Origin of the sequence: Buttiauxella sp. B2 (assembly GCF_006376615.1) — a bacterium.
GTDB lineage: Bacteria > Pseudomonadota > Gammaproteobacteria > Enterobacterales > Enterobacteriaceae > Buttiauxella.
Window position 1 is genome coordinate 40,631 of record NZ_VEXQ01000018.1, and the last position, 23,117, is coordinate 63,747.

A 23,117-nucleotide genomic window follows, 5' to 3' on the forward strand; every position below is an offset into this window, starting at 1 on the left:
CCGAAGAATTAGCGCACAAGTTATCCGATTTACCTCGTTAGAATGTCGGCCAGAGCCTCTCTTGCGCATGTTTTATCTGCTGGGTTGTAATCAACTGAGTGGGAATGGCCGCAACCACGCTATCTTCATTGCCCAAACGCAAATTACTGGTCCTTTTTTGAAGTTCAACAACCTGGTCTTTAAGTACGTCTGAGGACTGAGCAAGTTCATCAACCACAGCCGCATTGCTAAGCGTGACCTTTTCCAATTCGGATAAAGCAATGGTTATTTGCTGTATTCCTTTTTCTTGATACTGGGTCGAGAGGAAAATATGTTCCATCAGGATATTAAGACCGTCAGAACCTGAAACGATGGCCTGCGGATTTCTGCGCTTCAGTAGTTATGTTATTGAGCTGCTGCGTGTTTTCAACGTTGCTCTTCGTGCCTATCGAGATCTCTTCCATACTGGAAGCTGTTTCCATCAGCATTGCCGATTGCTGTTCAGTTTTTACTGAAAGCTCAGCGCTCTGATTGGCGAGTGTTCCTGATAGCACACTTGCTGAATGGGATGATTTTCTTATATCCATAACCAAATTAGATATTTCTTTCGGCAGGATATTTATTCCAGGTATTAATTTACCTGCACAGTTATTACCAAACTCAGGGATGGAAATTGAGAGATTGCCGGAGTTTATCTCATCAATATTCTTTTTAACCTGGTTAATGAGAATGACAAGATATTTTGTCATATAAAACCATAAGTTTGAAAGCAATGCTATTCCGACAACATTCAGCATTAACAGGATATTTATGTTTGTAACCAAATAGAGTGCCACTAGATCCATTAAGACAAATGCAATTGCAATAAATACAATGATTACGATTCTAACACTGTAATTGTTAAGCATACTTATCCCGGGGAGTATTTTACTGGTACTTATATTTATCGTGGGCATTCCCGGGAAATCCAGTGCACTATGTAAATCGAAACTATGTGTCGATATAACTTAATGGGAAAGTTATTTACCCTGGTATTTTTGACACCAGAAGCCAATTGCTGAGAATTGGGCGTAAAAAAACGGCACCCAGGCACCGTTTTCTGCGCTGCACTATTTGCCGTTCAGAGCATCATCTGGCCAGTATTTATAGCCATTAACCATTGCCTGAGCGGCAAGGCCTTTTTCCGTGATTTCATAGACATTGACAGGCTTTGGTATCGTTACACTACCAGGCGCTACTGCGCTTGCTGAAGCACCCAGTGCAGGTAAACCTTTATCGTCATATTTAGCCGCTGCATTCGCATCGGCACCAATGACGTAACCATTCTTAATAAAATCATTCAGTGCATTACGGTCATTAAACACGAGCACCGTGCTCAATTGTTTCACGCCCATCCCCAGACCGGCTCCGGCCTGCGCCATTCTCATGTAGGTGTCTTTACCTGTTCTGAGATCTTTCACTACGCCATAACCACTACCGAAGCCCAATAACAGAATTTTACTGCTGTTATTAGAGAAGACTGCATATCCTTTTGCTCTCAGAATTTCACTACGCGCTTCAGGATGAATTTTATACAGTTTCGTCAATGTATTGATACGCATATGCTGGATGGTGTTACGCTGCTGGCTCGCTGTATCCCCTTTGGCACTACAACCTGCAATAGCCAAAACTACGATAAGAATTAATTTTTTATACTGCATGTGCACCTTAAATCAAAAAGACAACCGGCGAAAGTGAAAAGGTATGTTGTAAGACGCCGGAAATAAGAGCGCGAATACTATGGTAGAGGCGTATTTATAAATTATTCTTTTGTGCGGATTTGAAATTTATTTTGTTTAATTTTAAATTAATTCGTACTGGAAACATCTCACACAAGAGCGATAACAGCTTAAAACTATTAAGCTCCCGATATTCACTTCAGTGAGGTCACCCGGGGTTGGTAACGAGTCGATTTCCGGCATAAAGCGCTAAAATTTTGGACCAGGCCGTTTTTTCCAGCTCGTCATGACGCCTGCTATCTCATTTTCCGCGTTGAGTTGAACCAAAATATTCAGCGTCTGGTGTTGCACCACCACCCGCTCAACCTGAACGTTACGTCCAGGTTGAGCGGTAAGAATTCGTTGTATATTACATTATGCAACGATAGCTATGACAACATATTATCGTGCCTTGTGGCTTGCCCAACACAACACGACTGTTATCCTACGCCCCATTATTTGAATTAATGGCATTGCCGATGACAGCGCTTTCGCCCGCAATTTTATTATCCGTTCGTGACCTTACCCATTATTTCTCCGGCAAAACGCCACAGGTCAATGCCATTTCTTTTAACGTGTCTGACGGTGAATTTGTCTCGATTATCGGCCCGAATGGCAGTGGTAAATCGACGTTGCTGCGCCTGATTATTAATGAGTTGCAACCTGCAAGCGGTGAAATCGTTATTCAGGGAAAACCATTGTGCGCGATGAAACCGATAGAACGTGCCCGCACCGTTGCACTACTGACCCAGCACGACAATGCCGACTTAAGGCTCACCGTCCGAGAATATGTGGCTTTGGGGCGTATTCCATGGCAGGCCGACTGCCCTAACGCTGAACACGAGAAAGTGATTACCGAGGCGATTAACGATGTCGGTATCGCGCATCTGCAACAGACTGCTTTGGGAACGTTATCCGGTGGCGAACGCCAGCGTGCAGGCTTTTCCCGGGCTCTGGCACAACAACCAGCGCTTTTATTACTGGATGAACCGACAAACCACCTCGACCCACTCGCCAGGCACCAATTACTGAGCCTCGTCCGGCGCAAGAACATCACCACCATTGCGGTGTTACACGATCTTGAGTTGATTCAACCCTTCTCAGACCAGGTTCTGATGATGAATGCCGGACACCTGGTTAGCCATGGAACGCCTGCGCAGGTATTAGATTCATCCTGCTTTGCGCAAATATTCGGTATGCAAAGCCTGCACGTTATTCATCCAAAAACAGGCAAAACTCTGCGAATTTTTGAAGCACTGCCTTCTGAAATGAATTGCAATACAAATAAGTAAGCATTATTTGATCTGACTTGATCTATTCACCACATCAATTCCTGTAAGGTGCCGCGGCATAGCATCAGGAGGATGTGTGAAAAAATTAATGCTCACGGCGTTGCTGGCCGTGATTTCTGCCAGTGTCAGTGCCTCAGGTTTTCCCGTCACCGTTGATAATTGCGGACAGCCAATGACCTTCACCCAAGCGCCGAAGCGCATGGTGGTTCAAGACATCAATATGTCTGAAATGGCGTTCGAACTGCATTTGCAACCCGAAATGGTTGGCGTCAGCGGGATTACTGGTTGGTACAAAAATATTCCTTCATTTATCCGCCTGCAGGGCTCCATCCCTGAAATCTCCCCTAAATATCCGTCGATGGAGACGCTTCTGGCAGTTAAACCTGACTTGTTTTTTGCGGGTTGGAACTATGGATTACGGGGTGATGTGACGCCTAAGGCGCTGGCAAAATTTAATATCAAAACGCTTATTCTGACCGAAAGCTGCGTTCATGTTGATACTCATCGCCCACGCGCCAGCATGGATTTGCTGTACGGTGACATGGAACGCTTGGGTACAGTGTTTGGTAAACAAGAAGATGCGGTAACCCTGGTTAATAGCTGGAAAAAGCAGGTTGCCGACTTAAAAGCAAAAATTACCGGGTATAAGCCCTTGCGAGTCTTTCTTTACGATTCAGGCGTTGATAAGCCCTATACCAGCGGTGCTTACGCCATGCCAACGGCAATAATCGAAGCGGCTGGCGGTAAGAATGTGATGGATACCCTGAACAATAGTTGGGTAAATGCTAACTGGGAAAGTGTCGCGGCCACCGAGCCTGAGTTCATTATTCTGATGGATTACCAGTCTGGCTATAACGGGGGGGCTGATGGGTTAAAGCTCTTCCTGGAGCAACATCCATTAATGAAAAATACCCCGGCGGTACTTCATCACCGCTATCTGAAATTGAAATACCAGGAAATGACACCTGGCCCTGCCAATATTGCCGCCATCAATAAACTCGCCCGCGCACTCTACCCGGCCGCATTTCAGTAATGTTCACCAATAAGCGGTATTTGCTGGCGTGGATCTTTGCCCCGCTGTTGCTGATGGGGTTGGCTCTGGCAAGCGTCGTCAAAGGAAGTGTCCAGCTCTCTTTTTCTGAAGTGTTTACCGCCCTGAGTTTAACGCACGGTGAAGTTGCGCCAATGATAAAAAGCATCGTACTTGAATTGCGGATACCGCGTACTTTGCTGGGCATGATAGCGGGAGCCGGACTGGCATTAGTCGGTTCCCTGCTGCAAACCACCACCCGCAACGATTTGGCAGACCCCTTTTTGTTTGGTTTATCTTCCGGAGCCTCTGCGGGTGTGGTGCTGGTAATAACCCGTCTTGGCGACAGCCTCGGTTCCTGGACTTTACCCATCGCGGCGTTTGCCGGTGGAATGCTTTCGGCGGCGGCAGTGATGGTTATCTTTATGTCTCAGTCACATAAAGGGACAGAAAAGTTGATTATCTGCGGGTTGGCGGTGTCTTTTTTATTTGGCGCGTTGACCAATTTCTTGATCTTTTCCGGTGACCAACGAGCCGCCAGTAGCGCGCTATTTTGGGCGTTAGGAGGGTTAGGTTATGCCCGCTGGGAAAATCTGGGATTCGCAGCCGTCGCCTTGATAATGCTAGTGGTGCTAATTTCCCTGCGTTGGCAGGCATTAGATGGTTTGCTGGCAGGCGAGCAAACGGCCTGGTCGCTGGGGATTAACGTTAACCGTTTACGAACAGAGGTTTTCCTCTGCTGTTCTATGGCGACCGCGATATTAGTTTCTCTGACTGGCGTTATCGGTTTTGTCGGGCTGATGGTGCCGCATTTGGCGCGCCCGTTTGCAGGCGTGCGTCATCAACGATTATTACCCCTGGTCGGCATCATGGGCGCAATATTGCTCTCTGCGGGTGATATTCTTAGCAGAACGCTGACAGCTCCGCAGGAACTGCCGATTGGTATTATCACAGCAGGTGTTGGCGGTGTGTTTGTACTGGTCATTTTACTTAGGCGAGCCAGCTAAATATTGTTACTCACTACGGCGACGGCCAATCCAGTCTTCAATCTGAATAGGCAACGCTTCCGGTGCTTTTCTGAACATGCGCCGTGCCAAATCCAGCACGGTATGTTGCGCCAACGCTTCTTCCATTCGTTGCTGAGCCACTTGCATCACTTGGCGCACGCCGCATACTCCTTCACAAGCCCAGGCAGGAGTTTGTTCATCGAAAATAGCCATGCGTTGGCGAATTTCTTTGCAATCGAAAATTGATTTATCACCATCGATAGCCGCAACGATATCCAGCACGGTTATCTGGTCAGCAGGTTTCGCCAGGCGAAATCCCCCGCCTTTCCCTTCGGTGCTTTCAACCAACTGAGCTTTGGAAAGCTTGGTAAAAATCTTAGCCAGGTAATCGTAGGGAACATTTTGTAATTCAGCGATTTCACGCACACTCATCTCACGCCCATCGCCTTTGCTATCCACCAAACACATCAAGCTATGGATACCGTACTCCACGCCAGAACTGTAAAACGCCATAAATTCTCCGCCCAGTTAAATCTTAGTTAGATGATAATTCCTTCCTTGCATTGAATCAATTCCCGCCCATATCAATTGCCAGTTAAACTTTAAATATCAAATAAATTCATATTATTAAGTGAATATCACCTGCTTATGCATGTAAAAACCTTGAAATAATTAACTACGACAAAGATAATCGTAGTTAAGAAATCAAATAACCATTGATATACCAGGGTGTTAAAACATGAAACAGCAAGTTCTTATCTTAGGTGCAGGTTTTGCAGGAATGTGGGCAGCATTGAGTGCAGCACGTTTAACCAATCTTCACGATCGTGGCGATATTGAAATAACAGTCCTGGCACCACAGCCTGAACTGCGTATTCGTCCGCGCTTTTATGAAGCGGGTGTAGAAAGTTTTGCCGCACCACTGCTGCCCTTGTTTGCAGCGACAGGCGTTAAGTTTATTGCTGGTTCCGCCAGTGAAATTGACACGGCAAGTAAGCAGGTTTGGTATCACACGGCGCATGACCAACTCGCGGCAGTTCATTATGACCGCCTAATCATGGCAACCGGCAGCCACATCAACCCTATTTTCCCTGGTGCTAAAGAGCATGCATTTGATGTAGACCAACTAGAAAGTGCGGCTCGCCTGGAACAGCATCTTACCCAGCTTGCAGAACACGCCGACAGCGAAGCGCGCAATACCGTGGTGGTTTGTGGTGGTGGCTTTACCGGCATTGAACTGGCTACCGAATTACCCGCACGTTTACGCGCAATTTTGGGCGATACCGCACCAGCCCGCGTGATTATCGCTGACCGCAGCCCGGTGGTGGGTGGCCGCTACAGCCAGGAACTGTGTGATGTGATTAAGCAGGCCTGCGACGAACTGGGTGTTGAATGGATGCTCAATGCTGAAATCGCGGCAATTAATAAGCAAGGTGTTACGTTTAAGAATGGTCAGTTTATTGCGTCGAATACCGTCATCATGACCATGGGCGTACAAGCAAGTCCGCTCACCATGCAAATCCCTGCACCACGTGATGCACAAGGCCGTTTGCATGTTGACCAGAACTTAAAAGTCATTGGACAGGACGATATATATGCAACGGGCGATGTGGCTTATGCCAGCACCGATGATAAAGGTAACAGCGCACTCATGACCTGCCAGCACGCGATTATGCTGGGGCGTTTTGTCGGTAATAACGTCGCCGCTGACATGATTGGCATCAGCCCGCAGCCGTACCAACAGGTGAATTACGTAACTTGTTTGGATTTGGGTGCATGGGGTGCGGTTTACAGCGAAGGATGGGATCAGGTCGTTAAATCAACCCGCACTGAGGCGAAGAAAATCAAAGTCGCTATTACCAGTGAATTGATTTACCCGCCTAAAGCTGAGAAAGAAATTGCCTTCGCCGCCGCAGATCCGTTAGCACCGTTTGTTTAAGGTTTAGGCGTTTAAAAAAAACCTAAGCTTCTGAAGCCACGCAGGCAAATTGAAGCGATACCAGTCGAGATATTTATTGAGTTCAACTTTGTTGTTGCGGTAAAGAATATCAATAACTTCAGTCACCACCCACAATTTACAGATAGCGATTTCTTGCGCCAGAGCGGGTGAATGACAATATGGCGAAACTTCCTGATATCGTTTGGCGATATGTACGAAATCAGCGATGTTTCCCATCCCCTTGATTAAGGGGGCGAGATCAATTGCCGGGCTACCGGTACTGAATCGCTCCCAATCATATAGCACTGCGCTGCCCTGTTCTCTAATTCCCCAATTCCCGGCATTAGTGTCACCTGAAATAAGCGTACTCGGGCTAAACAAACATGCGCTTAATTTTTCGGTTTCACTAATAATCGCGGCAGATTCATCCGGTAATTTCAGCAATTCAAGTGCACGTTCGGTTTTATCACGAAGCCAAGTATGGCGTTTAAATATACCGCCTTCATTGCCCAGGAATTGATGTATGCATGCAATAGTCGATAACACATCAGGATTTTGTAATAGCGCATCCTGACCAATGGGATAAGGAATATATTCCAGCGTCAATGTCTGCGTGGTGGTATCGCTAGCTAAAAGCTCGGGAACGCCGATACCTGCACGACGAAATGCGGGGGCAACCTGGAGATAGAATTGAAACTCAACGTTTGAAGCCTGGCTTTTTTCGATGCACTCGATGCCATGATATGAAGTACGGCATACACGTGCCGCCCCCATTTTTGCCAGGTTATCACTCATTATCGCACCCCAAACCTGTTGTTATTCCTGGCCCTTTTTGCTCTGCCAGTTGGCCCACGGGCTATCCGCTGGCAGTTCATTTTGAGCTGAACTTTCTGTCTCTACAAAATCGATATACATATCTTCGACTTCTTTACGCGCCCACGGTGTGCGGCGCAAAAATTTGAGGCTGGATTTCACGCTGGGGTCACTTTTAAAACAATTAATATTGATCCGTTTCGCCAGTTCTTCCCATCCAAAACGCGCGACTAAAGCATTCACAATGGCTTCAAGTGTCATGCCGTGCAGAGGGTCTTTTGATGAGTGGGTCATAATGCGTCCAATGAGTCTGAATAATTGCGCATACGATAGCAAAATAACGCTCTCTCATCTTTCAAATCGAGAACTTTCCTTCCGGACGCATGGCATGTAGCCTGTCCGGTGCATACATTCATCAAGAGAATGATAAGGATTAAGTCATGAACAATGCAGTATGGCCCATCGCGCTTGCCCTGTTAACCAGCACTTCGGTACTGGCGGCAGAAACCAAACTCCCTGCCCCAATTTCCGCCTTACAGCAACAAGGCTTTGAACTTAAAGGTGAATTTAAAGGCCCAGGCGGCCTACCCGGATACGTGATGCAATTTCAAGGACAAGGCACCACGGTATTCCTGACCCCTGATAAACAGCACGCGATTATGGGTAACTTAGTGGATGCTGCGGGTAAAAACCTCAGTGATGCGCAGGTCGAAAAATGGGTTTATGCCCCTATGGCCAAAGAGATGTGGCAGAAACTAGAGAAAAATCACTGGATAGTTGCAGGTAAAGCCGATGCCCCACTGATTGTTTACGCGTTTGCCGATCCTTACTGCCCGTATTGCACGCAGTTTTGGCAAAATGCCCAGCCGTGGTTGAAATCTGGAAAGGTGCAGCTGCGCGTGTTGATGGTTGGGATGCTGCGTCCGGACAGTGGTCAAAAAGCCGCAGCCATTATGATGGCAGATGACCCTGCGAAAACCCTCGCAGAGTATGAGAACAGCAAGGGTAAACTGGAGCTGAAAATCCCGGCAACGATCAAACCAGAAATCACTAAAGCGTTAGAAGATAACCTGGCATTGATGGATGAACTTGGCGGAACGGCCACACCTTCTATCTACTACCAGAATAAAGAAGGACGCCTGCAACAACATCAAGGTCTGCCTGACGAAGAAACCATGAAAGTCATTATGGGTGGCGATAAATAATCACTTTCGGGTGACGTTGTCACTTCACATAGCCAATACTGGCTTACAACGTCGCCCAGTGATAGAAAACTCCCGTAACGCTTCACGCCACTCTTCTAGTGCAAATAACTTCACTTCAGGCAGCTGGCTTTTTGCTAACAACGGCCAGAGTTCAGTAAACCACAGCTGCCATTCCTGCGAATGGGTTACTGCTAGTGTGTCACGCAAATGAAAGCGCTGTGGCTTCGCCGCACAACCGCGTGCGTCATAAGGTTGCCCGCTTAGCAAACCGTAAGAAACAAAATCCGCATCCTGTTTTAGATTGGTCAATAACAGCGTTGCAAGGTTTCCGCCGACAGCATCAAACACCACGTCGACCTGCTGCGCGGCAAAGCGCAATGACGCATGATCATTGATGATGAGTGGCTTGATACCGTTTTTGCGCAACGTCGTCATTTGAGTTTCGCTGCGGCAAACACCAAACACTTCTACCGCGCCCTGCATTGTTGCCCACTGCGCGAGTAACCCTGCACAAGACGAGTTTGCAGCCGTAAGCAGAACCGTTTTGCCATTCACCGGCCATTTTTTTAGCATCACTAACGCGGCAATCGGATTGATATATCCTCGTGCAGCCAATAAATCGGGAATGTCATCAGGAACAGGCACTGCCCACTGTGGTGAACAGTCCAGCCAGCGCTGCCATGTCCCATCACCGCGTAACGGCAAAACACGACAGCCAACGTATTCCGGGTTATCAGCTTGCGTCACAATGCCAACGCCTTCATAACCCACAATTTGCGGCGGAGCCACTCGATGGCGATAAGCGCCGGTAACGGGAATTAAATCCGAAGGATTGACCGGGGCATAGCGCATTTGTACGCGCAACATTCCACAAGGGCGCGTAGCGAGTACTGCTTGTTCGAGGGTGATGACGTGTTCAGGTTGGCCAAATTGCCGAAACCAGAGTGCGGAGTTCTGCATAAAAAATGCCTGTAAGCTGAGCCTACAGGCATTATATCCAGATTTTGTCGCTTGAAGATCAAGTGATTGTCGGGCTAATCCGACCTACAAAAGCTGTGATAATGGTTATAGCTAGCAGTAACGACCCACAGCAGCACGCATGCCCTGGCTCAGAATGACCTGCAAATCTTCGCTAACTTTAGCCACCAGACCTGGAACTTGAGTCAAATCCTGGCCCCAATGGCCGCTGTCGCCGAGGACGGCTTCAACCAGTTGTTGCTCGGTGATTTGCTTGTCACCAAGTGAAGCCCACAGTTGCTGATAACGCACCAACCAGTGTTCATCGTCCTGTAACGGATAAGTTTCGTTGTTACGCTCGCCTTTATAAAAGGCAATGAGTGCCGCCAGAGCGAAAGTCAGACGCGGAGGCAACGTACCGGACACCTGCTGGCCTGCCAGTAATTGCGGCAGAATGCGGGTACGGAATTTGGTCATACCGTTCAACGAGATAGACAGTAACTGGTGCTGGATATACGGGTTCTGGAAACGACTGGTGACTGCCTGAGCGAAGGACTGAAGCTCGTCACGCGGCAAATCCAGTACCGGGATGATTTCTTCCGCGATAGTTTTTTCCACGAAAGCGCAAACTTCAGCATCATTCATGGACTCACCAACGGTATTCAGACCAGCAAGGTATGCCACCGGAACCAAAGCAGTGTGTGCACCGTTCAGAATCGCAACTTTACGTTCTTTATAAGGTTTGATGTCGTCAACGATTAGCACGTTCAGCGGGAATTTATCCAGACGCAGTTCTTGCGCCAGTGTTGCAGGCCCCTGAATAACGAACAGGTAAAAGTGTTCGGCGGCGGCCAGGAAGCTATCTTTGTAACCCAAAGATTTTTCTATTTCGACAGCTTCATCACGCGGATAACCGGTAACGATACGGTCTACCAGTGTAGAGCAGAATGTGTTGGCGTCGTTCAGCCATTGAACGAAGGCGGCTGGCAGTTCCCATTCTTGCGCATAACGCAGCACCAGTTCTTGCAGCGCGTCACCGTTGTAGTCAATCAGTTCGCAAGGAATGATTACCCAACCTTTATCAGCAGCACCGTTGAAGTGGCTGAAGCGCTCGAACAGCAAACGTGTCAGTTTTGCCGGATAGCTCACCGCTGGCGCATCTTCAAACTTATCACCCGCGTGATAACTGATGCCCGCTTCAGTGGTATTAGAGAACACGAAACGCATATCTGGGTTATGCGCCAGTTTCAGGAATTCTTCATACTCTTGATAAACGTTGAGCTCTCTGTTTACTGAGCGAATCAGACGCGCGTCACTTACCGCTTCGCCCTGTTCGTTCAGCCCACGGATAACCGTGGTATAGAGTCCATCCTGGGTGGATAACGACGGCGGGAATGCGCTGTCAATTGGGCGCACAATCACAACACCGGCATTTAAATCCGTATGTTCATTAAGCAAATCAACCTGCCAATCGATGAAAGCACGCAGGAAGTTGCCTTCACCAAACTGGATAATACGTTCAGGGTATTGAGCGCCAGGGAAATCTTGACGATTAAGTGTTTTCACTATTGTTGTTCCTTGGTGAGTACAGGATGAACGACCACAAATATCCTGCTCAAACTATCAGAACTCAACCAAGTGAAACCCCGTTTTGATCAAACTAGAGTTGTTATACCAATTTATTTACAGATGTTTTTTGGTAGAACAACTCTATCTTTCCTGCCACTACCCATTGAAAGCGATTTCTTCAACGGCTGCCGTACTGGTTTGGTTACGTCCGTTGCGTTTGGACAAATAAAGGTATTTGTCCGCTTGCGCCAATAGTGGGTTAAACGTATCGAGCAACGTCTTATTTTCTGACTCCGCCGTGGCCAGACCAATACTGACAGTGATAAACAGTGTTTGTTGCTGGTATCGAAACGCTGTGAGCTCAATGCTCTGGCGGATTTTTTCGGCAATGGTATAGGCTTGTTCTTGCGAATTGGCGCTGCATACCACAACAAATTCTTCACCACCTAAACGCGCCACAAGCCCTTCTTCAACAATAGATTTTCTGATATGTGTGGCAAATGCGCTGAGGACGACATCACCACATTCGTGTCCGTAGCTGTCATTAATACGTTTGAAATAATCAATATCCAGCAACATGACGCACAGTTTTTGTTTGGGGAGATGCAGTAACGGTACTTTGTTTTTCAGCGCTTCATACAGGCCTGAACGGGAATAAACGCCAGTAAGATAATCGTAATCTGCCCTCAGAGAAGTTTGTTTAATCAGCCGGTTAATGGCATCCACACTCACCGAAACAATCAAGGGGCAAATTGCCATCGTGGCAATCCCAAGGCGCGCGGAGAACATCTCATTCACCACCAGCGGTTGCTGATAGTGAATATCGACTATCGAGTTTGCCACCAGGACAATTTCTGTACCGCCGGTTAAAAACGTCAGCAATGCGGTAACCGGCACAGGGTAACGTATCGCACACCAGATAAGTGCGGGCAGTGGAAACGCCAGGCTTCCGGCACCGCCAATCACAACCGATGCCACAACAGAAATGACGACGCCGAACAGCGGATAGAGTTTGGAGAGATGGAAAACGGACGTTTTGTCCCACTGTGGCCATTTTGCCATCAGCAGGCATGGCAATATCAACACACCTGTCGAAAACTGCTCGCTGAACCAGTCAGCAAAAAGCGATAGAAAATTGCGATAATCACTCGATGCACCCAGTGAACCCAGCGAGCCAATTAATGAGCTAATAATTGAGACAATAAGACAAAAATAGAAAAGATTAAAAGCGTTAAGTGCCCAATTATTTTCATTTTGCACATGGGAATAACGCAGTAATAACCGCGCGACCATAATAACAAATACCATGTTTGAGAAGTTTATTACTGCCGACTGCAAACCCCAGTGTGTGGTGAAGGCGTCGTATACCACCATGGCGCTATAACTTAGGAAGTAATACACCGGGCGATTAAGAAAAGGGTAGCGTACAAACACCGCAGCCAGCACCGCGTTCAAAGGCCAGAACAGAGACAGTTCGTCAACCAGGCGCAATGACGCGCCAAAAAAGTAAAAAAGTGTCGTAATGACAAATATATTAATGGCGTTAGTTAAATGTTTTTCGGGCGCAAAGAATATAAACCTGATTTGATTAGGCATGCTATTTTAACTCATATTTATGCATGAACTGCTTAATTAAGTAATACAACTGCATGTGAGCAAAAACGAATTTCAGCTTAGCATATTTTTAAAATATTGAACGGCCAATACGCTGCGCCAGAATCTCCAGAGCCGCGGTTCCTGCCAGCGAGTTTCCTGAGGCATCCAGTTCCGGGCACCAGACCGCAATAGACATCTCATGTGGAACGATAGCGATTATTCCACCGCCTACTCCAGACTTACCCGGCATCCCTACTCTATAAGCAAACTCGCCCGCGCCATCATACATTCCGCTAGTCACCATTAATGCATTAATCTGCCTGGCTTGTTGCGCCGTAATAATGGGTTCATCAAGGTGTAATGCGCGCCCCTGATTGGCCAAAAACAAGAAGGTCTTCGCCAGTTCAAGGCAACTCATTTTCAGGGCGCAATAATGGAAGTAATTCTGTAAGACAGTAATCACATCGTTATCAAAATTACCGAATGACTTCATAAGCCAGGCAATTGCCGCATTACGTGCAGAGTGTTCAAACTCAGATTTTGCAACACGCGAGTCATAAGCCAGATCGGGTTGTTCCGCCAGCACACGCACGACTTCTAACATGCGCTGTTTAGGTGCACTCAGCCGGGTTTGCAACATATCGCAAACCACCAGTGCTCCGGCATTAATAAACGGGTTACGCGGTTTGCCCTGCTCAAGTTCCAACTGAAGCAAGGAATTAAAAGGTTGCCCGGACGGCTCTTTGCCAACTCGTTGCCAGATTTCATGCTCTTCGTAACGCGCCATGGCGAGTGTCAGACTGAGCACTTTGGAAATTGACTGAATAGAAAAACGCTCTGTCGCATCACCAGCACTGAAAACTTCGCCGTCGACCGTACATACTGAAATCCCAAGCTTATTACCTGGAACTTCCGCCAGTGCAGGAATGTAGTCTGCCACTTTACCGCGGCCAATTAACGGCCGAACTTGAGTGAGAATATCTTCCAGTAATTGATTATCTAACAGACCTGGCACTGCGAACTCCTGATTGGCTGATTAAGCGCGACGGAGTATATCAGATAAATCTGAGGCTAAGGCGCGTGTAGCTGCGGTAGCCTCAAGCAATAGTTGTATTTTTAGCGACGATCTTTCCATACCGTCTGCACGTTACAGAATTCGTGCAAGCCAAAATGCGAAAGCTCACGCCCGAAACCACTTTTCTTCACGCCACCAAAAGCAACGCGCGGGTCACTGGCACTAAACCCGTTGATAAATACACCACCACATTCAAGACGTGCTGCAAATTCACGGGCAAGTTGCGCATCGTTTGTGAACAGCGTCGCCGAAAGCCCAAAGTCGCTGTCGTTTGCCAGTTCCAATGCATGAATCGCATCGCGGGCAACGGTTATCGTAGCAACTGGACCAAATAATTCCTCTCGGAATGCCAGCATATTCGGCGTGACATTCCCCAGCACCGTTGGTGCATAGTAATTGCCGTTACCTGCGACTTTCTCACCACCTAATAGCAACCTTGCCCCTTGATTAAGTGACATTGTCACCTGCCGATGAAGTTCATCACGCAAATCGTAACGTGCCATTGGGCCGATATACGTTGCCTCATCAGTAGGATCCCCCATTTGTAGCGCTTGCACCGCCACCAGGAATTTCTCAGTAAATATCTCGGCAATTCCTTGCTCTACAATAAAGCGTTTTGCCGCCGCACATACTTGCCCGGTATTCTGGAAACGACCAGCCACTGCTGCTTTTACCGCTTCATCAAGGTCAGCATCGTTGAGCACAATAAAAGGATCGGAACCCCCTAATTCAAGAACACATTTTTTCAATGCTGCACCTGCTTGTGCGCCAATTGCAGCACCTGCCCGCCCACTTCCTGTTACCGTGATAGCCGCAATTCGTGGGTCTTTAATCGCATAGCTAACCCCATCTGGCGTGGCATTAATCAGCTCAAATACACCTTGTGGGAAATTGGCTTCGGCAAATATCTGTTTGATTAGCAATGCGCAGCCCATGACGTTTGGGGCATGTTTGAGTACATAACTATTACCCGCCAGCAGAATCGGCACCGCGCCGCGCAGCACTTGCCATAGCGGGAAATTCCACGGCATCACCGCCAGAATTGCACCAAGAGGACGGAATTCAATAACCGCCTGCTGGTTTTCTACCTGGGTGCCTTCAGCCACCAGCATTGCAGGGCCATGTTCTGCATACCAGTCACACAGATGCGCAGATTTTGTCACTTCTGCGCGAGCCTGTGCGATGGGCTTGCCCATTTCTGCGGTGATTATCTGTGCCATTGCTTCTGCGTTGTTACGCAATGCAGCACCGAGATCGCGGAGTTTCTCCGCCCGCTCTGCCAAAGCTACATTGCGCCAGACTTTAAACGCGGCATGGTTATTCGCCAGCGCCTTTTCTAGCTGTTCCACAGATTCGAAGGGCGTGGCCGACAGTTGCTCGCCAGTCGTTGGATTAATTGAAATTGCGTGAGTGTTCATGATGTCCCCTCTGATCTGTTAATGCTCTAACATTAATCTTGAGTGACAATCATGGAAAATGAATAATAATGAGCGAGTCATTCACGTATTGAGAAAGACTTATGGATCTCACCCAGCTTGAAATGTTTAATGCGGTCGCTGAAACCGGCAGTATCAGCGCGGCAGCGGTTAAAGTTCACCGTGTTCCTTCTAATCTTACGACACGTATTAAGCAACTTGAGGCCGATCTGGGCGTGGAATTATTTATCCGCGAAAACCAACGTTTGCGCCTCGCCCCCGCTGGGCACAGTTTCCTTATCTACAGCAAACGCATTCTGATGCTGGTCGATGAAGCACGCATGGCGGTTTCTGGCGATGAACCGCAAGGTATTCTGACACTAGGCTCTTTGGAAAGTACCGCAGCGGTGCGTATTCCAGGTCTACTTGCGATGTTTAACCAGCGTTTCCCAAAAATTCAGCTCTCACTGGCAACCGGGCCATCTGGCGATCAAATTGATGGGGTGTTAGATGGACGTTTATCTGCGGCGTTTGTTGATGGACCGATATTGCATCCGTCTCTGGACGGTTTTGCAGTTTACCAGGAAGAAATGGTGATCGTCGCTCCTGCTGACTATGCCGTTATCACCCACGCGCAACAAGTCAACGGAGCCAGTATTTATGCGTTTCGCGCCAATTGCTCGTATCGCCGTCATTTCGAAAGCTGGTTCCACCATCAGCAAGCCGTGCCCGGAAAAATCCATGAGATGGAGTCCTATCACGGTATGTTGGCATGCGTGATTGCAGGAGCGGGAATTGCGCTAATGCCGCGTAGCATGTTGGAAAGCATGCCTGGCGGCCATCAGGTTTCAATATCGCCGCTGCCTGCCGACTGGTGTTATCTGAACACCTGGCTTATCTGGCGACGAGGGGCTAAAACCCGACAACTTGAGGCGTTCATCGGGTTACTTGAGCAAATGCCTTAGCCGCGCAGTAATACTTTACCCACTAAATAGGTTGTTGCCTGGCCGGCGATATGCACTCTGTCGCCCACAAGCTGGCAACGCAAATCGCCACCGCGTTTGGAAAGCTGACGGGCAAGCATCTGCGTTTTACCCAAACGTTCTGCCCAGTAAGGAATCAACATAGTATGCGTTGAGCCGGTGACGGGATCTTCTGTAATTGCCGCAGCCGGTGAAAAGAAACGGCTGACAAAATCGTAGCCTTCCGTTTCGGCGGGTGCAGTGATACAGACTTTTTGATTGAGCGTGAGCATCAGCGGAATATTCGGAACAACCGCTTCCACCTGCTGTTGGTTCGCGAGCACCACGGTATAAGTGCGACCCAACCGGACTTCCTGATATTCGCTGATACCTAATGAATCCAGCAGTAATTGCGGCGGTTCAACAGGCTCGCTGGTTGATGACGGGAAATCCAGCGTTAACCAGTCACCGTTGCGCGTGACTGTCAAAGGACCAACGAAACGGGTATCAAAGTGAATCGCGGTTTCCGAATAATTCAGATATTCGAAAATCACATGTGCCGTTGCAAGTGTTGCATGGCCACACAGATTGATTTCCCCTTCGGTGGTGAACCAACGCAGTTCAAAACCATTATCGGTGGTAGTAAAGAAAGCTGTTTCAGACTGATTATGCTGACGTGTCATCGCCAGTAAGGTTTCATCCGGCAGCCATTCTGTTAGTGGGCACACTGCGGCTGCATTGCCACCAAAAGTGGTGTCAGTAAACGCATCGACCATATAAAAATCAATTTGCTGCATCGTGTTTTCTCTCATTCATAACCCATGACAGCTACCATGCCATGATAGCTATAATTCATAGTACAAATAATTGAGACTTAAATCACAAAACCGGTTGTGTGACCGAGTTGATGGTTTTATGATCGCATCCTCTCCAAACATTGTATTTACCTACGAAACCCATCTATGGCAATAAATAGTGTCTCACGTAAAACGGCGTGGTTACGCGTCCTTACGCTCGCGGTCGCCGCTTTTATCTTTAATACCACTGAATTTGTCCCTGTCGGTTTACTGTCTGATATCGCCACAAGCTTTGGTATGCAAACCGCTGAAGTCGGCATCATGCTGACCATCTACGCGTGGGTGGTGGCCCTGATGTCATTACCCTTTATGTTATTAACAAACCTGGTTGAGCGTAAACGGCTATTAATCAGCATCTTTATTTTGTTTATCGCAAGCCATGTGCTGTCTTTTGTTGCCTGGAACTTTACCGTGCTGGTCATTAGCCGCATTGGTATCGCCTTTGCTCACGCTATCTTCTGGTCAATTACCGCGTCACTTGCCATACGTATGGCTCCAGCGGGTAAGAAAGCGCAAGCGCTGAGTTTGATTGCGACAGGTACCGGGTTGGCAATGGTTTTAGGCTTGCCGCTTGGGCGCGTAGTTGGGCAATATTTTGGCTGGCGCACCACCTTCTTCGGCATTGGCGTGATTGCAGCATTAACGCTGTTCTGTGTGATTAAGCTGCTACCTAAACTGCCAAGTGAACATTCAGGCTCGCTGAAAAGTTTACCGCTGCTGTTCAGGCGCCCTGCACTGGTTAGCCTTTATGCGCTGATCGCCGTAATCGTGACTGCACATTACACTGCCTATAGTTACATTGAGCCGTTCGTGCAAAACGTTGCTGGGTTAAGTGCCAATGTGGCGACTTTCCTGCTGTTAGTTCTCGGGGGCGCCGGGATTATTGGCAGTGTGATGTTCGGTAAATTGGGTAACCGACATTCATCGACGCTGGTCAGCGGCTCCATCGGTATAGTAGTGCTTTGCCTTGCATTACTACTGCCCGCAGCGCAAAGCACCCTGAATTTGACGATACTCAGTCTGTTCTGGGGCATCGCAATTATGATTATCACACTCGGCATGCAGGTGAAGGTTCTGGCGCTGGCACCTGATGCAACCGACGTGTCGATGGCCCTGTTCTCAGGAATATTTAATCTCGGGATTGGTGCGGGGGCGTTAGTTGGAAACCAAGTGAGTTTGTATTTTGATATGTCCAGCATCGGGCTGGTAGGTGCGGTTCCTGCACTCGTGGCGCTTGTCGGTTCGGTGTTAATCTTCCGCCGCTGGCCTGTGTCACTTGAAGAACAGCCCAGCCACTAATGTCAGAGTGGATTAGCGCAAGCGGCAACTACCGCTTGCGCCCGTTTATTCTTAGTGCGCCGGGAACTGGGTAATTATTTCCAGTACGCCGTTAATAATAAACTGCACGCCCATACAGACCAGTAAGAAGCCCATCAGACGGGAAATTGCCTCAATACCGCTCTTACCCACCAAACGCATAATCGCGCCGGAACTGCGTAAACTGCCCCATAAGATAAGCCCTACGAGAGCAAAAATTATCGGGGGGCCCACCAGCACAACCCAAGGGGCAAAATCAACGCCGTGTTCAATCGTTGAGGATGAGCTGATGATCATCGCAATCGTACCTGGACCTGCTGTACTTGGCATGGCAAGAGGAACAAACGCGATATTAGTATCCGGTTCTTGTTCCATCTCTTCAGCTTTACTGTGTGCTTCCGGTGATTCGTGTGCCTTTTGTTGCGGGAATAACATTCGGAAACCGATAAACGCAACAATCAAACCGCCAGCGATACGTAAGCCCGGAATTGAAATACCAAAGGTATTCATCACCACTTGCCCGGCGTAATACGCAACCATCATGATGATGAAAACGTTGATTGAGGCCATCAGCGCGGTTTTATCCCGAGCCTTTTTGTTCATGTCTCCGGCAAGGCCGAGGAACAATGCTACTGTGGTCAGTGGGTTAGCCAGGGGTAACAGAACCACAAGCCCTAGCCCAATAACCTTAAACAATTCCAACATCTTCTACCCTTAATGACGGTGATTTACTGCGCTACTGAGTATAGCAGTCAACCTCTTTCATTTTCGTTAACAGATTTGTATCAGTGCTAGAAACTGAACCGTTTTAGCTATTCGTGTCATGGCCGAACCATCACGTTGACTTATGGTTGCCTGAGCAATAATATCTGCCGTGATTAAATATACTTGCCTGGGCAATCATAGTGAAAAGTTCTAACGATCTGTTTAACGAAGTTATTCCCCTCGGAAGACTGATCCATATGGTTAACCAGCACAAGGATCGCCTGCTAAACGATCACCTTTCCCCACTGGATATCACCGCCACGCAATTTAAGGTGCTTTGCACTATTTATTGCGAAGAATGTATCCAGCCGGTGGAGCTGAAAAAAGCGTTGTCTGTTGACCTTGGTGCGTTAACGCGCATGTTAGACCGCCTGCTGTGCAAAGGATGGATCGAACGTTTACCCAATCCCAACGACAAACGTGGTGTGCTGGTGCGACTGACTCCCGAAGGGAAAACGTTGTGCGAGAAATGCCATCAGCTTGTGGGGCAAAACCTGCATCAAGAACTCACTAAAAACCTGACAGCAGACGAAGTGAATTCACTTTACCACCTGCTGAAAAAGGTATTGCCGTAAACCTGAAAAGAGGTGAAACGATGTCCAGACGGAACAATGACTCGATAACAATTCAAAGCATTTTGGACTGGATAGAAGATAACCTGGAAAACCCTCTGTCACTTGAGAAGGTTTCACAGCGTTCTGGCTATTCGAAGTGGCACCTGCAAAGGATGTTTAAAAAAGAAACCGGCCATTCATTAGGCCAATACATCCGCAATCGCAAATTGACCGAGATAGCTCTTAAGCTTAAAGAAAGCAACGAGCCGATTCTCTATTTAGCGGAGCGTTACGGATTTGAGTCGCAGCAGACTCTCACCCGCACGTTCAAGAATTACTTTTCTATGCCACCCCACAGATACCGCATTGCGCGGTCAGGTAGCGAAGGAAAGTATATCCATCCACTAAATCATTAAATTTTTAACAAAACGCTATGCAACCATCTGCTTAATAAGATGTAACCGAGGATTTATGAAACGTTTTACCCCCGCTATGAGCCTGCTTCTCATTTTGGCATCAACTAGCGCTCTGGCGGAGCAATCTGGTAATTTCAGCGCCCCACAAAGCAACCATGGCAGCATGATTATTCCACCTTCGGATAACCGCGCGAACAGTAGTCATATGATTGGCGATAAGTCAGAGTTGCTGGGTACGCCTTATTACCACGAAAGCACAAACTAATTCTGCGTATGGCGGGTTGATTAACTCACCCGCCCGTATTAATTCGCAACCGCCCGCCTTATCCGCAAACCAAAGACGTTAATATACAACCCGCCCATAATTAATGCGGCGCCCAACAGTTGGGTAAGCGACAATGTTTCGCCCAGCAACCATGCTGCACTTGCCATCCCCACGACCGGAACCAACAAAGACAACGGCGCAACACGCCATGTTTCGTATCGCCCAAGCAAACTCCCCCAAATGCCGTAACCGACAATTGTCGCGACGAACGCCAGATAAACCAGTGACAATATCGTCGTCATATCAATGGCTACCAGGCTTTGCCACATCAATGCCGGGCCATCAAGAAGATAACTGGCGGCGAAAAACGGCAGCACCGGTGTTAATGCGCTCCACACCACTAAAGACATAATTGGCGGACGCGCTTCAAGCATCATGATTTTTTTGTTAAAGATATTGCCACACGCCCAGCTTAAGGCTGCCGCCAGTGTCAGCATAAAGCCCAGTAACACAACATGCTGCCCACCAAGGCTACCTTCAATAAGCACCAATACGCCGATGACTGCGAGCGTGATCCCCAGCAGTTGTTTTCTTTGCAGACGCTCCTGAAACACAAACGCGCCAAGAATAATGGTAAAGAATGCCTGAGCCTGAAGTACCAGTGACGCAAGCCCTGCGGGCATCCCAAACTTTATTGCGCTAAAGAGAAACGCAAACTGCCCAAAGCTTATGGTTAACCCGTAAGCGGCAAGCAGGCGAAAAGGAATTTTCGGACGCGCGACAAACAGCATTGCAGGAAAGGCAACCAGCGAGAAGCGTAAACCGGCCAGTAATAGCGGCGGCATGTTGTGTAATCCCATTTTAATGACCACAAAATTCAGCCCCCATACCACAACGACCAGCATCGCCAGCAGCCCATCTTTACGCGTCATTCCCAGCTCCATTATATTGCGATTTTGTTAAAAACTACGGCTAAATCAAAATATAGAACAGATACAGATGGCACTTTTAAACGTCAGTACAGAAAGTAATTCATGATAAAAGCCACCTATACTTTACTGATTCTTCATGCTAAATCTGATTCCCCACAACACATTAACTCTAAAAATAAACGATAAAATGGTATCCCTGACGACGCGTTTTTCTGGCAAGCAACTCTCCATCAGCGTTTTACTTCTCTCCTCGCTGCTCCTCACGGTAGGACGCGGCTTGACGCTGCCCTTTATGACCATTTACCTTTCCCAGAAATACGCTATGCCACTTAATGAAATTGGCATGGCATTGACCATTGCGCTCACCGCAGGCGTGGTATTTAGCCTGTGGTTTGGCATCCTGGCAGATAAGTTCGACAAAAAAATATACATGCTGCTGTCGATTATTATCTTCCTTGGCGGATTTATTGCGATCCCGCTGGTGAATAATGCCGTCATGGTGGTGACGTTCTACTCGCTGATAAACTGCGCTTATTCGGTTTTTGCCACCGTACTCAAAGGTTACTTTTCCGATACGCTGGAAATTCACCAGAAACCGAAAATCTTTTCTCTCAACTACACCTTTGCCAATATTGGATGGACGGTAGGCCCACCGATTGGCACGCTGGCGGTGCTGCACAGCACCAACCTGCCATTCTGGTTATCCGCTCTGACGGCAATTATTCCGTTCATTGTGATTAGCCGTTACGTGCATAGCGTACCGGTGAGCGACACCCTCCAAAATAACAGTGTCGTGCTCTCACCGCGCCAGATGCTGAAAGACAAAGCATTGATGTACTTCACCTTATCGTCATTTCTCGGCTCACTGGTTTACGGTTCTTTTGCCGCCTGTTTATCGCAGTACGCCATTGCTATTTCAGATTCAGAACTGGCGCAAAAAGTGGTGGGCGTGGTGCTACCGGTGAATGCTTTTGTGGTGGTGGTTTTTCAGTATTTTGTCGGCAAACGCATTCGTCCGGACAACATCAAAAAACTGATGTTTTACGGCACGCTGTTTTTTATGGTAGGTCTTGCAGGCTTTATGATTTCAGGCGACAACCTGCTGCTGTGGGGAATTGCTGCTGCGCTGTTCACCATAGGTGAGCTTATCTACGCACCGGGTGAATATATGTTGGTCGATAACATCGCACCAACGGGGCTAAAAGCGAGCTACTTCTCGGCGCAACAACTCGGCTGGCTGGGTGGCGCGTGTAACCCACTGTTCACCGGTTTAATGCTGACCTGGCTGCCACCCTACATGCTATTTGTCGTGCTGATGGTAGCCGTTGCGTTGGCATATTTGATGGTGTTGATAGGCATGAAATCCAGTACATCACAGGCAGTCGCTTTTTAAGTCGGGTAAGCGTTAGCGCCAC

23 protein-coding genes and 2 pseudogenes are annotated in these 23,117 nt (G+C 48.0%); 11 read left to right on the forward strand and 14 right to left on the reverse strand.

What is annotated here, in order from left to right:
- Positions 1-37: 37 nt before the first annotated feature.
- The 3 genes and pseudogenes from FH968_RS17770 to FH968_RS23915 all read right to left on the reverse strand — a co-directional run.
- A pseudogene (locus FH968_RS17770) lies at positions 38-887 on the reverse strand (hypothetical protein).
- 201 nt (positions 888-1,088) lie between these two features.
- Positions 1,089-1,679 carry a YSC84-related protein gene (locus FH968_RS17775; RefSeq protein WP_139882010.1) on the reverse strand — a complete coding sequence of 197 codons (591 nt, stop codon included), beginning with the start codon at positions 1,677-1,679 and terminating at the stop codon, positions 1,089-1,091.
- Between the two features lie 189 nt (positions 1,680-1,868).
- Positions 1,869-2,105, reverse strand: a pseudogene (locus FH968_RS23915) (hypothetical protein); the annotation flags it as partial.
- 110 nt (positions 2,106-2,215) lie between these two features.
- Between FH968_RS23915 and FH968_RS17785 the strand changes: the two are divergent.
- The 3 genes from FH968_RS17785 (at position 2,216) to FH968_RS17795 (ending at position 5,065) form a co-directional block, all read left to right on the forward strand.
- The gene (locus tag FH968_RS17785) at positions 2,216-3,028 is read left to right on the forward strand and encodes an ABC transporter ATP-binding protein (RefSeq protein WP_139882012.1); all 813 of its coding nucleotides are present in this window, start codon (positions 2,216-2,218) and stop codon (positions 3,026-3,028) included.
- Positions 3,029-3,104: 76 nt separating this feature from the next.
- A complete protein-coding gene (locus FH968_RS17790) occupies positions 3,105-4,061 on the forward strand; it encodes an ABC transporter substrate-binding protein (protein WP_139882014.1) in 957 nt (318 codons plus the stop codon).
- Positions 4,061-5,065, forward strand: coding sequence for an iron ABC transporter permease (locus tag FH968_RS17795; RefSeq protein WP_139882016.1), 1,005 nt, complete (start codon positions 4,061-4,063; stop codon positions 5,063-5,065). Before FH968_RS17790 ends, FH968_RS17795 begins: the two co-directional genes overlap by 1 nt.
- 6 nt (positions 5,066-5,071) lie before the next feature.
- Here the strand turns inward: FH968_RS17795 and FH968_RS17800 are convergent, their stop codons facing one another.
- Positions 5,072-5,578: an Rrf2 family transcriptional regulator gene (locus FH968_RS17800; RefSeq protein WP_139882018.1), complete on the reverse strand. Its 507-nt coding sequence runs from the start codon at positions 5,576-5,578 to the stop codon at positions 5,072-5,074.
- Between the two features lie 226 nt (positions 5,579-5,804).
- Between FH968_RS17800 and FH968_RS17805 the strand changes: the two genes are divergently transcribed.
- Positions 5,805-7,004: an NAD(P)/FAD-dependent oxidoreductase gene (locus FH968_RS17805; RefSeq protein WP_139882020.1), complete on the forward strand. Its 1,200-nt coding sequence runs from the start codon at positions 5,805-5,807 to the stop codon at positions 7,002-7,004.
- Positions 7,005-7,007: 3 nt separating this feature from the next.
- Here FH968_RS17805 and FH968_RS17810 read toward each other — a convergent pair whose 3' ends face one another.
- Both FH968_RS17810 and FH968_RS17815 read right to left on the reverse strand, forming a co-directional pair.
- A complete protein-coding gene (locus FH968_RS17810) occupies positions 7,008-7,799 on the reverse strand; it encodes a phosphotransferase family protein (RefSeq protein ID WP_139882022.1) in 792 nt (263 codons plus the stop codon).
- Between the two features lie 21 nt (positions 7,800-7,820).
- Positions 7,821-8,111, reverse strand: a complete 291-nt coding sequence (locus tag FH968_RS17815; RefSeq protein ID WP_139882024.1) for a VF530 family DNA-binding protein — start codon at positions 8,109-8,111, stop codon at positions 7,821-7,823.
- Between the two features lie 146 nt (positions 8,112-8,257).
- On the opposite strand from FH968_RS17815, the gene dsbG reads away from it, so the two are divergent.
- Positions 8,258-9,022 (forward strand): thiol:disulfide interchange protein DsbG, encoded by a 765-nt coding sequence (gene dsbG / locus FH968_RS17820; protein WP_139882026.1) that lies wholly within the window; start codon positions 8,258-8,260, stop codon positions 9,020-9,022.
- Between the two features lie 24 nt (positions 9,023-9,046).
- Here dsbG and FH968_RS17825 read toward each other — a convergent pair whose 3' ends face one another.
- The 5 genes from FH968_RS17825 to sad all read right to left on the reverse strand — a co-directional run bounded on the left by FH968_RS17825 (position 9,047) and on the right by sad (position 15,637).
- Positions 9,047-9,982 carry a zinc-binding dehydrogenase gene (locus FH968_RS17825; RefSeq protein ID WP_139882028.1) on the reverse strand — a complete coding sequence of 312 codons (936 nt, stop codon included), beginning with the start codon at positions 9,980-9,982 and terminating at the stop codon, positions 9,047-9,049.
- A 111-nt stretch (positions 9,983-10,093) separates the two neighbouring features.
- Complete coding sequence (locus FH968_RS17830) at positions 10,094-11,545, reverse strand: tagaturonate reductase (RefSeq protein WP_139882031.1); 1,452 nt, start codon at positions 11,543-11,545, stop codon at positions 10,094-10,096.
- Positions 11,546-11,704: 159 nt separating this feature from the next.
- Positions 11,705-13,144, reverse strand: a complete 1,440-nt coding sequence (locus tag FH968_RS17835) for a GGDEF domain-containing protein (protein ID WP_139882033.1) — start codon at positions 13,142-13,144, stop codon at positions 11,705-11,707.
- A gap of 88 nt (positions 13,145-13,232) precedes the next feature.
- Positions 13,233-14,159 (reverse strand): glutaminase B, encoded by a 927-nt coding sequence (gene glsB / locus FH968_RS17840; RefSeq protein ID WP_139882035.1) that lies wholly within the window; start codon positions 14,157-14,159, stop codon positions 13,233-13,235.
- Between the two features lie 101 nt (positions 14,160-14,260).
- Positions 14,261-15,637 carry a succinate-semialdehyde dehydrogenase gene (sad, locus tag FH968_RS17845; RefSeq protein WP_139882037.1) on the reverse strand — a complete coding sequence of 459 codons (1,377 nt, stop codon included), beginning with the start codon at positions 15,635-15,637 and terminating at the stop codon, positions 14,261-14,263.
- Between the two features lie 101 nt (positions 15,638-15,738).
- Here sad and FH968_RS17850 point away from each other — a divergent pair, with 101 nt between their 5' ends.
- Entirely contained in the window at positions 15,739-16,599 is an 861-nt protein-coding gene (locus FH968_RS17850) for a LysR family transcriptional regulator (RefSeq protein ID WP_139882039.1), read from the forward strand.
- Here the strand turns inward: FH968_RS17850 and FH968_RS17855 are convergent.
- A complete protein-coding gene (locus FH968_RS17855; protein ID WP_139882115.1) occupies positions 16,596-17,393 on the reverse strand; it encodes a PhzF family phenazine biosynthesis protein in 798 nt (265 codons plus the stop codon). The two genes, FH968_RS17850 and FH968_RS17855, sit on opposite strands and share 4 nt — an antisense overlap.
- 165 nt (positions 17,394-17,558) lie before the next feature.
- Here FH968_RS17855 and FH968_RS17860 point away from each other — a divergent pair, with 165 nt between their 5' ends.
- On the forward strand, positions 17,559-18,752 hold the full coding sequence (locus tag FH968_RS17860; protein ID WP_139882041.1) for a sugar transporter: 1,194 nt from the start codon (positions 17,559-17,561) through the stop codon (positions 18,750-18,752).
- A 51-nt stretch (positions 18,753-18,803) separates the two neighbouring features.
- On the opposite strand, the gene FH968_RS17865 is transcribed toward FH968_RS17860, so the two are convergent.
- Positions 18,804-19,475 carry a MarC family NAAT transporter gene (locus tag FH968_RS17865; protein WP_139882044.1) on the reverse strand — a complete coding sequence of 224 codons (672 nt, stop codon included), beginning with the start codon at positions 19,473-19,475 and terminating at the stop codon, positions 18,804-18,806.
- Positions 19,476-19,675: 200 nt separating this feature from the next.
- Here FH968_RS17865 and marR point away from each other — a divergent pair, with 200 nt between their 5' ends.
- From marR to marB, 3 genes are read left to right on the forward strand one after another with little or no spacing between them, the layout of a single operon-like run.
- Positions 19,676-20,110, forward strand: coding sequence for a multiple antibiotic resistance transcriptional regulator MarR (gene marR, locus FH968_RS17870; protein ID WP_139882046.1), 435 nt, complete (start codon positions 19,676-19,678; stop codon positions 20,108-20,110).
- Positions 20,111-20,130: 20 nt separating this feature from the next.
- Entirely contained in the window at positions 20,131-20,505 is a 375-nt protein-coding gene (gene marA / locus FH968_RS17875; RefSeq protein WP_139882048.1) for an MDR efflux pump AcrAB transcriptional activator MarA, read from the forward strand.
- A 55-nt stretch (positions 20,506-20,560) separates the two neighbouring features.
- The gene (marB, locus tag FH968_RS17880; protein ID WP_139882050.1) at positions 20,561-20,770 is read left to right on the forward strand and encodes a multiple antibiotic resistance regulatory protein MarB; all 210 of its coding nucleotides are present in this window, start codon (positions 20,561-20,563) and stop codon (positions 20,768-20,770) included.
- 38 nt (positions 20,771-20,808) lie between these two features.
- Here marB and eamA read toward each other — a convergent pair whose 3' ends face one another.
- Positions 20,809-21,702 carry an O-acetylserine/cysteine exporter gene (gene eamA, locus FH968_RS17885; protein WP_139882052.1) on the reverse strand — a complete coding sequence of 298 codons (894 nt, stop codon included), beginning with the start codon at positions 21,700-21,702 and terminating at the stop codon, positions 20,809-20,811.
- A gap of 187 nt (positions 21,703-21,889) precedes the next feature.
- Here eamA and ydeE point away from each other — a divergent pair, with 187 nt between their 5' ends.
- A complete protein-coding gene (gene ydeE / locus FH968_RS17890; RefSeq protein WP_139882117.1) occupies positions 21,890-23,095 on the forward strand; it encodes an efflux MFS transporter YdeE in 1,206 nt (401 codons plus the stop codon).
- The last annotated feature ends 22 nt before the right edge of the window (positions 23,096-23,117 follow it).

Bases quoted from the DNA above. Each gene is read 5' to 3' on its own strand.
- FH968_RS17815 (WP_139882024.1), bottom strand. From the start codon at position 8,111: ATGACCCACTCATCAAAAGACCCTCTGCACGGCATGACACTTGAAGCC.
- FH968_RS17800 (WP_139882018.1), bottom strand. From the start codon at position 5,578: ATGGCGTTTTACAGTTCTGGCGTGGAGTACGGTATCCATAGCTTGATG.
- FH968_RS17855 (WP_139882115.1), bottom strand. From the start codon at position 17,393: ATGCAGCAAATTGATTTTTATATGGTCGATGCGTTTACTGACACCACT.
- FH968_RS17825 (WP_139882028.1), bottom strand. From the start codon at position 9,982: ATGCAGAACTCCGCACTCTGGTTTCGGCAATTTGGCCAACCTGAACAC.
- FH968_RS17835 (WP_139882033.1), bottom strand. From the start codon at position 13,144: ATGCCTAATCAAATCAGGTTTATATTCTTTGCGCCCGAAAAACATTTA.
- dsbG (WP_139882026.1), top strand. From the start codon at position 8,258: ATGAACAATGCAGTATGGCCCATCGCGCTTGCCCTGTTAACCAGCACT.
- FH968_RS17865 (WP_139882044.1), bottom strand. From the start codon at position 19,475: ATGTTGGAATTGTTTAAGGTTATTGGGCTAGGGCTTGTGGTTCTGTTA.
- FH968_RS17860 (WP_139882041.1), top strand. From the start codon at position 17,559: ATGGCAATAAATAGTGTCTCACGTAAAACGGCGTGGTTACGCGTCCTT.
- ydeE (WP_139882117.1), top strand. From the start codon at position 21,890: ATGGTATCCCTGACGACGCGTTTTTCTGGCAAGCAACTCTCCATCAGC.
- FH968_RS17805 (WP_139882020.1), top strand. From the start codon at position 5,805: ATGAAACAGCAAGTTCTTATCTTAGGTGCAGGTTTTGCAGGAATGTGG.
- marA (WP_139882048.1), top strand. From the start codon at position 20,131: ATGTCCAGACGGAACAATGACTCGATAACAATTCAAAGCATTTTGGAC.
- sad (WP_139882037.1), bottom strand. From the start codon at position 15,637: ATGAACACTCACGCAATTTCAATTAATCCAACGACTGGCGAGCAACTG.
- FH968_RS17795 (WP_139882016.1), top strand. From the start codon at position 4,061: ATGTTCACCAATAAGCGGTATTTGCTGGCGTGGATCTTTGCCCCGCTG.
- FH968_RS17810 (WP_139882022.1), bottom strand. From the start codon at position 7,799: ATGAGTGATAACCTGGCAAAAATGGGGGCGGCACGTGTATGCCGTACT.
- FH968_RS17785 (WP_139882012.1), top strand. From the start codon at position 2,216: ATGACAGCGCTTTCGCCCGCAATTTTATTATCCGTTCGTGACCTTACC.
- FH968_RS17850 (WP_139882039.1), top strand. From the start codon at position 15,739: ATGGATCTCACCCAGCTTGAAATGTTTAATGCGGTCGCTGAAACCGGC.
- eamA (WP_139882052.1), bottom strand. From the start codon at position 21,702: ATGACGCGTAAAGATGGGCTGCTGGCGATGCTGGTCGTTGTGGTATGG.
- marB (WP_139882050.1), top strand. From the start codon at position 20,561: ATGAAACGTTTTACCCCCGCTATGAGCCTGCTTCTCATTTTGGCATCA.
- FH968_RS17775 (WP_139882010.1), bottom strand. From the start codon at position 1,679: ATGCAGTATAAAAAATTAATTCTTATCGTAGTTTTGGCTATTGCAGGT.